Source organism: Mesorhizobium sp. (assembly GCF_004962925.1).
GTDB lineage: Bacteria > Pseudomonadota > Alphaproteobacteria > Rhizobiales > Rhizobiaceae > Mesorhizobium.
Window position 1 is genome coordinate 1 of sequence record NZ_SUEO01000050.1, and the last position, 5,015, is coordinate 5,015.

Genomic DNA, 5,015 nt, shown 5'->3' on the forward strand with positions numbered 1-5,015 from the left:
CACTTGCCGGCTATTTTCTCCGTCTGCCATTTCAGCCCGGCCGAACGCGACCAGTTCCTCGCCGCCTACCATCAGGCGCATCCGGGAAAAATGTCGGTGGCGTCAGGCATGCGCAAGACGCGGCATGTCTCGCTCATCGTTCCCGATTTCGGCGACGACAAGCAGAACGCGGCACTCGACCGGGCGGTCAACGATTTCATCCAGAAGATCACCAGCATAGCCGGCAAGGGCGGGACATAGTCGCGCCGCGTCAGGCCATTTCGGGAGGACGGTCATGAAGAAATTTCTGAATTCTGTGGACACGGTGCTGACCGAAAGCCTCGACGGCTTTGTTGCCGCCCATGCCGAGATCCTTGTGCTTGGCGACGAGCATAAATTCCTGCGCCGCAAAATACTCAAGCCGGGCAAGGTGGCGCTGATCTCCGGCGGCGGCTCTGGCCACGAGCCGCTGCATGGCGGGCTGGTCGGGCATGGCATGCTGGATGCCGCCTGCCCCGGCCAGGTGTTCACCTCGCCGACGCCGGACCAGATGATGGCGGCGGCGGAGGCCGTCAACACCGGCGCCGGCTGCCTGTTCATCGTCAAGAACTACGAGGGCGATGTGATGAATTTCGACATGGCCGCCGAAATGTCGGAGGGCGTCGTGCAAGTCGTGACCAATGACGATGTCGCGGTCGAGAATTCGTCCTACACCACCGGCCGGCGCGGCGTCGCCGGCACGCTGGTGGTCGAGAAGATCGTCGGCGCCGCGGCTGAGCAAGGCATGGCACTGAAGGAGCTGAAGGCGCTGGGCGAGCGCGTCAATGGCGCGACGCGCTCGATGGGGGTGGCGCTGACCAGTTGCACCGTACCCGCGGCCGGCAAGCCGACCTTCGATATCGGCGACGGCGAGATGGAGTTCGGCGTCGGCATTCATGGTGAGCCCGGCCGCCGCCGCGACACGTTGAAGAGCGCCAATGCCATCGCCGAGGAGATCTGCGCGGCAATCCTGGGTGATCTGGGCGACAGGGCGAAAGGCCCGGCGCTGCTCTTCATCAACGGTTTCGGCGGCACGCCGCTGATGGAGCTTTATCTGATGTACAACAGCGCCCGGAATATCTTCGAGAACAACGGCGTGACGGTCACCCGCTCACTGGTCGGATCCTATGTGACATCGCTCGACATGGCCGGCTGCTCGATCACGCTGACCATGCTCGACGACGAGACGACCGCATTGTGGGACGCACCGGTGCATACGGCTGCACTGCGCTGGGCGATGTAGCGCGGGCAAAACACGGAGCTGCCGCTGAAGCAGGATTTTGCAAAGTCCCCCAAAAATAGTCGGTGACAACACCGTCATGCGCCACGCCGAGCATTGTCAGACCAGTTTGGTGGATTTAGGCACAATATTGCTTTGTTTACCTTTGGGAAGGTAAGGAATCCGGCGCGGTTGGGAGGCGGAACATGCGTTACAATTGGGATCGGGCTCCGACGGGTTTCGAACGTCACCGAAAGGCGCTCGCTGCCGCTTTGCTGATCGCTGGTGGGGTCGGACTCGTGCTTGCGGCGCTGCCGCTCTAGACCGGTTCATCGTTTCACGGAAACGCCGAACCGCTCTATCTCTTTGTTTTTGCGCAATTCCCTAGGGAAAGCGCTAAGCGCTTTTCCCGGGAAAACCGTTTCACACTTTTCGTGGAATTGCTCTAGAACCAGTCCGAGAGGCGCAGTCGAGATCCCGCCGAGATGCCTGGGCGTAAACGGGCTTTCAACGCACCTGGCCGGTCACGGCGATAAAGCGGCGGTCCCGTCCTTCAAATCCCTGACTGAAGCGTTGCACGAGCACGGCTAGCACTGCCGATTTGCCATCCGGGATGAACGCATAGGATTCCGACAGGCTGTAGGAAGTCGGGCAATTCCTCGAGCCGGGCACGGCTTTGTCCTCATGCAGCAGCTTGAACGGCTTGCCATCCTGTCCCTCCAGCGTCAGGCGGAAACCGAGCGCCTTGCCGGCCGTGGCGCCTTGCTGCGTCTCGTCGAAATTTGACGAGCAATCCGTCACGCTCTCGGCCAGGGTTTGGTCGAGCTGGATGGTCGAGATGCCAAGCTCGTCATAGCTCGGCGAAAGCCATTTCTGCGAAACCTGCTCGAGGCGCGCAATGTCTTGGTAAGCGATCATGTCGTCGGGAAAGGTGAACTTGTCCACGGCCGTCCGTTCACCGCGCGGCGCGATGGCATATCGTGCGAGCAGAGGTGCCGCCTGCGCGGCGGCCTGTGCCCTCGCCTGCTCCACTGTCAGCGTCGAATCTTCGGTCTCATCGACGATGCGGATCGGCTTGCCGCCGACGAAGTCGTCGGTGCGTGTGTCGATGATGTCGATCTCCGACCAGCCCGAATCCGAAACACCGGCATCGAGCGTGCCGTATTGCTCGAAGGCAAAATAGTTGCCGTCCGGCGAAAAGCCGATAATGCGCCTCGCCGCCGCATCGCCGGCCTGAGCGGCGGAAGCGAGCACCAACAGCACCGCCGCCAACACGGCAACCTCGCATCGCAACTTCATTGCACCTTGCCCCCATTATGACCCTGGACCATCAGGCCGCGTTTTGCAGCCAAGGCGAGGTCGCCAAAAGACGAAATTGCACATGCTTGCAAAAACAGCATACGCTATTTCAAAGACAGCAAACGTTCCTGGGGAGGAAGCTGGATGGCGTCACGCTACCACGAGGTCTATGACGGCTGGAAACGCGATCCGGAGAAATTCTGGGCGGATGCGGCCAAAGCCATCGACTGGTTCTCACCCTATGACACCGTGTTTGATCCGAATGCCGGCGTCTACGGGCGCTGGTTTGGCGGAGCCTCCTGCAACACCTGCTTCAACGCCGTCGACCGCCACGTGGCGGCTGGCCGCGCCGACCAGATCGCGCTGATCCATGATAGCGCGATTTCGGGCACGATCAGGAAATTCACCTATGCCGAACTGAAACGCGAGGTGGTCGCGCTGACCTCGGTGCTGAAGAACCGCGGCGTCCAGAAAGGCGATCGGGTCATCATCTACATGCCGATGGTGCCGGAAGCGGCCTTCGCCATGCTTGCCTGCGCCCGGATCGGTGCCGTGCATTCGGTCGTCTTCGGCGGCTTTGCCTCGCACGAGCTCGCCACGCGCATCGACGACGCCAAGCCGAAGCTGATCATTTCCGCCTCTTGCGGCCTGGAGCCCGGGCGCGTCGTCGCCTACAAGCCGCTGCTCGACAAGGCGATCGAGACGTCGCGGCACAAGCCCGATGCCTGCCTCATCCTGCAGCGCGACCAGCTGCGCTGCGAGCTCAGGGAAAACCATGACATCGACTATGCCGACGCCGTCGCCCGAGAGCGGGCCGCGGGCGCCAATGTCGACTGCGTTCCGGTGCTTGCCACCGACCCGCTCTACATCATCTACACGTCCGGAACGACCGGCCAGCCCAAGGGCATCGTGCGCGACAATGGCGGCCACATGGTTGCGCTGAAATGGTCGATGGATAACGAGTTCGGCGTCAAGCCGGGCGAGGTGTTCTGGGCGGCTTCAGATGTCGGCTGGGTGGTGGGCCATTCCTACATCGTCTACGGCCCGCTTCTGCATGGCTGCACGACCGTCATGTTCGAGGGCAAGCCGGTCGGCACGCCCGACGCCGGCACCTACTGGCGGGTGATATCAGAGCACGGCGTCGTCGCGCTGTTCACCGCGCCGACTGCCTTTCGCGCCATCAAGGGACAGGATCCAAAGGGCGAATTCGTCCCGAAATACGACCTCTCGAAATTCCGCACGCTGTTCCTCGCCGGCGAGCGCGCCGATCCGGAAACCATCAAATGGGCGGAGCAGAAGTTGCACGTGCCGGTGATCGACCATTGGTGGCAGACCGAGACCGGCTCGCCGATGACGATCAACCCGGCCGGACTGGGCTTGCTGCCGGTGAAATACGGCTCGCCCGGCGTGCCGATGCCCGGCTACGACATCCGCGTGCTCGACGATGCCGGCCATGAAGTGCCGCGCGGCACGCTGGGCAATGTCGTGGCCAAGCTGCCGCTGCCGGCCGGCTGCCTGCCGACGCTGTGGAATGCCGATGACCGGTTTCGCCAAGCCTATCTCGACGAATTCCCCGGCTTCTATAAGACGGCGGATGCCGGCATGATGGACGAGGACGGCTATTTGTTCGTCATGGCCCGAACCGACGACATCATCAATGTCGCCGGCCACCGGCTTTCGACCGGCGCCATGGAGGAGGTGCTGGCCGCGCATCCCGACGTTGCCGAATGCGCCGTCATCGGCATCGCCGACGCGATGAAGGGCCAGGTTCCGCTCGGCTTCGTCGTGCTGAATGCGGGCGTCTCGCGCGACACCGGCACTATCGAGACCGAGGTGGTGACCCTGGTGCGCGAGCGGATCGGCCCGGTTGCCGCCTTCAAGACGGTGGTGACGATCAAGCGTCTGCCAAAGACGCGCTCCGGCAAAATCCTGCGCGGCACCATGCAGAAGATTGCCGACAAGGAAGAATGGACGATGCCTGCGACCATCGACGACCCGGTCATTCTCGATGAAATCACCGCGGTGCTGAAGGGACGCGGGATCGGTCTGTAAAGACATCGGGCCATCGACAGCGCGCCGGTAGCCAATTGGCTATTGTGCAATGCAGCAAATCGCCATACAGTTTTGCCGGGGCGCCCACCGACGATACGGCATGGCTCAGCAAAAAACCACATTTGGCGGCGTCGACATTCTTCGATTTCTCGCCGCCGTCCTCGTGATGTTCTACCACTACGGTTACTGGGTGTGGGCCTTTCCCGCCGGCGTTTCGGCACGGGCCACCGGCGGCATCCCGCCGCATCCGGAATTGGAGATGCTCGGCTCCGGATGGGTCGGCGTGCAGGTGTTTTTCGTCATCAGCGGCTTCGTCATCGCCTTCAGCGCCGAAAACTCCAGCCCCTTGCGGTTTTTTGAGGCAAGGGTGAAGCGGCTGGCGCCGGCGGTCTGGATTTGCGCGCCGGTCACCGCGGCGGTGCTGCTC

4 protein-coding genes and 1 pseudogene are annotated in these 5,015 nt (G+C 62.5%); 4 read left to right on the top strand and 1 reads right to left on the bottom strand.

The window, feature by feature from the left end; all coding sequences use genetic code 11:
* Together E5W87_RS12810 and dhaK are read left to right on the top strand one after the other, a co-directional pair.
* Window positions 1-240, top strand: a pseudogene (locus E5W87_RS12810) (hypothetical protein); the annotation flags it as partial.
* Between the two features lie 34 nt (window positions 241-274).
* Entirely contained in the window at window positions 275-1,261 is a 987-nt protein-coding gene (gene dhaK / locus E5W87_RS12815) for a dihydroxyacetone kinase subunit DhaK (RefSeq protein ID WP_292397705.1), read from the top strand.
* A gap of 483 nt (window positions 1,262-1,744) precedes the next feature.
* On the opposite strand, the gene E5W87_RS12820 is transcribed toward dhaK, so the two are convergent.
* Window positions 1,745-2,536 carry a DUF2259 domain-containing protein gene (locus tag E5W87_RS12820; protein ID WP_292397707.1) on the bottom strand — a complete coding sequence of 264 codons (792 nt, stop codon included), beginning with the start codon at window positions 2,534-2,536 and terminating at the stop codon, window positions 1,745-1,747.
* Window positions 2,537-2,680: 144 nt separating this feature from the next.
* Here E5W87_RS12820 and E5W87_RS12825 point away from each other — a divergent pair, with 144 nt between their 5' ends.
* Complete coding sequence (locus E5W87_RS12825) at window positions 2,681-4,588, top strand: propionyl-CoA synthetase (RefSeq protein WP_292397708.1); 1,908 nt, start codon at window positions 2,681-2,683, stop codon at window positions 4,586-4,588.
* Between the two features lie 100 nt (window positions 4,589-4,688).
* Window positions 4,689-5,015 (top strand): acyltransferase family protein (locus E5W87_RS12830; protein WP_292397709.1); only part of this gene is annotated, 327 nt, incomplete at its 3' end.